Here is a 3,084-nt window from a genome sequence, read left to right on the forward strand (position 1 = left end):
GGGCAAGACCCGCCGTACCGTTGTTGTCTTTGGCGAACCCGACCGCGATGCCGATGGCGAAGATCATCGCCAGGTTGGCAAAAATCACCTGGCCGGCGTCGTGGATGATCGCGATGTTCAGCAGGTCGGTGTCGCCCAGGCGCAGCAACAAACCGGCAATCGGCAGGATCGCGATCGGCAGCATCAGCGCGCGGCCGAGGCGCTGCAGGCCTTCGATGAAAAGTTGGTACATGGCGGATCTCCCTGGATTCTTGTTGTTCTTTAGCTCAGAGGCCAATGCTGGTGACAGGCGTGACGCACGGCGCTGGCGCTGCTCAGCTTGAGCAGGCCCTGGCTGATGCGCCGGCATTCGCTGGCGTCGAGATGACGCACGCGGTCCTTGATTTCACCGACCTGCACCGGGCTCACCGACAACTCACTGACCCCCAGGCCGACCAACACCGGCGTGGCCAATGGATCGGACGCCAGTGCACCGCACACACCCACCCAACGGTTGTGCTGTGCCGCACCGGCGCAGGTCTGGGCGATCAACCGCAGCAGCGCCGGGTGCAGCGCATCGACGCGCGCGGCGAGCCCGGCGTGGTCGCGGTCCATGGCCAGGGTGTATTGCGACAGGTCGTTGGTGCCGATGGACAGGAAGTCCGCGTGTTCGGCCAGTTGCTCGGCCAGCAGCGCGGCGGCCGGTACCTCGATCATCACCCCCAGCTCCGGGCGTTGCGCCAGGCCGAGTTCCGCGCACAAGGCGTCGAGGCGCTGGCGGATGTGCAGCAGTTCATCGACTTCCGTGACCATCGGCAGCAGGATCCGGCAGCGTGACAACGGGAGCAGGTGCAGCAGCGCGCGCAGCTGCTGGTCGAGCAGTTCAGGGCGAACCTGGGCCAGGCGAATGCCGCGCAGACCGAGCACCGGGTTGGCCTCGGCGGGCAGCGGCAGGTAGTCGAGTTGCTTGTCGCCACCGACGTCGATGGTGCGGATGATCACCGACTTGTCGCCCATGGCATCGAGCACCGCTTGATAGGCGTGGTGCTGTTCCTGTTCATCCGGGGCGGTGTGGCGGTCGACGAAGAGAAACTCGGTGCGCAGCAAGCCGACGCCGTCGGCACCATTGGCCAATGCGTCTGCCGCTTCCGCGCTGGACGCCACATTGGCGGCGACTTCGATGCGCAAGCCATCGATGGTCAGCGCGGGTGTGTGCGCCTGGGCCTGTTGTTCGGCCCGGCGTTGTTGCTGTTGCTGTTGCAGCTGGCGCACGTCGGCCAGGCGCTGTGTGCCGGGTGTCAGTTCGAGACGGCCGCCGTCGGCGTCCAGCACCACCGGTTGCCCCTGTTGCTGATCGAGCAGCGTCGAGCCCAGTGCGACCATGCACGGCAGGCCTTTGCCCCGGGCCAGAATCGCCACGTGAGAGGTCGCGCCGCCTTCTGCCATGCACAGACCGGCGGCGCCTTGCTGGCTCAGTTGCAGTAAATCGGATGGCGTCAGTTCATGGGCCGCGACGATGGCACCGGCCGGCACATCGTAATGCCAGGTATCGCCAAGCAATGCGCGCAGCACCCGTTGCTTGAGGTCGCGCAGGTCGTTGGCGCGTTCGGCCAGCAGCGTACTGCCGGTTTGCTGGAGGACTTCGCATTGCACGTCGATGGCCTGGCTCCAGGCGTGGGTCGCGGCCGTGCCCTGGGCGATGGTTTGACTGGCGGCGTCCAGCAGGGCCGGGTCTTCGAGCAGCGCCAGGTGCGCGGCGAAAATCGCCTCTTCGGCGGTGTCCTTGTGTTTTTTCGCCAGGGCCAGCGTGTGCTCGATTTCGCTGCGCACCTGGCTCCGTGCCGCGTCCAGTACTTGCAGTTGTTGTTGCGGATCATGGTGGCCGGCATCCACCGGCAGGCTGATCGCATTCAGGCGAAACAGCGGCCCGCCGACCAGGCCGGGCGCCGCGCAGACACCATGCAATACACCGGCTTCGGCGGGGCGACTGCGTTGAGCAATTGTGGGTGGCGCGGTGGCGTGACTGTCCTCGGCCAGGGCTGTGGATAACGCGGTCAGCAAGGCTTGCAACGCGGCTTCGGCATCCGGCCCCTGGCAACTGACCTGGACCTGCGCTTGCTCGCCGATGGCCAATCCCATCAGGCCGATCAGGCTGTCGCAGGTTGCCGATTTGCCAGCGAAATGCAGCTGCGATTTGCTCTTGAACCCTTGGGCTGTCTGGCGAATCAGTGCTGCCGGCCGCGCGTGCAAACCACCGCGGTGGGCGATGCGGATATGACCGACCTGTTCTTCGCCGGCAAGCTCTACTTCAACCTGCGCTCCGGCGCTTTGGCGGCGGATGATGTGCAGTAACGGCTCGCCGACTTTCACCGATTTCAGAGTGATGGGGCGTGCCTGAAAGTCCTGGCTGTTGGTGAGGATCAGCAGGCTGACCAGGCTCTTGCATTGTTGCGCGACCTTGTCCAGGTCGTAGCGCAGCAGCGGCTGGCCGTTGGTGACCCGTGCGCCTTCCTTGACCAGCATCGAGAAACCCTGGCCCTGCAACTCGACCGTATCGAGGCCCAGGTGCAGGAGCAATTCGGCGCCGTTGTCGGCACGCAGGGTCACTGCGTGACCGGTGCGGGCGACATGCACCACCACGCCCGCGCAGGGGGCATGGAGCGTGTCGTTGAGTGGATCGATGGCGATGCCGTCGCCCATGGCGCCACTGGCAAACACCGGGTCCGGGACTTTGGCGAGCGTGAGCACCGGGCCGCTGAGCGGGGCGCTTAAAGTCAGCTCTTTATTGTTGTTATGCATGGCTCGGTCTCATCAAAAAATACGGTTCGGATCAATGCGCTTCCCTGTAGGAGCGAGCCTGAACTGGCCTAATGATTTTGGACACTTCAATCGGGCGCTATGATGGCGCCCAAATCTGAGGTGTTTTGGCTATGCGTAAATCTTATTCCAGTGAGTTCAAACTCAAGGCGGCGAGCATGGTGCTGGACGAGGGACAGTCGGTTCCCGAGGTCTGCGCCAGCCTGGATATCGGTCCTACGGCCCTGCGCCGCTGGGTCGACCAGGTTCGGAAGGAACGTTTGGGCTCGACTCCGGTGGGCGCTAAGG

At 64.6% G+C, this 3,084-nt stretch carries 3 protein-coding genes; 1 reads left to right on the plus strand and 2 read right to left on the minus strand.

The window, feature by feature from the left end:
- The coding region (locus ACXRVY_RS21925; protein ID WP_458238226.1) for a PTS transporter subunit EIIC at positions 1 to 232 on the minus strand (232 nt) is incomplete at its 3' end.
- A gap of 29 nt (positions 233 to 261) precedes the next feature.
- A complete protein-coding gene (gene ptsP / locus ACXRVY_RS21930; RefSeq protein WP_223460298.1) occupies positions 262 to 2,778 on the minus strand; it encodes a phosphoenolpyruvate--protein phosphotransferase in 2,517 nt (838 codons plus the stop codon).
- Positions 2,779 to 2,909: 131 nt separating this feature from the next.
- Here ptsP and ACXRVY_RS21935 point away from each other — a divergent pair.
- On the plus strand, positions 2,910 to 3,084 hold a 175-nt coding region (locus ACXRVY_RS21935; protein WP_457266308.1), incomplete at its 3' end, for a transposase.

Source organism: Pseudomonas sp. P5_A2_2 (genome assembly GCF_054177685.1).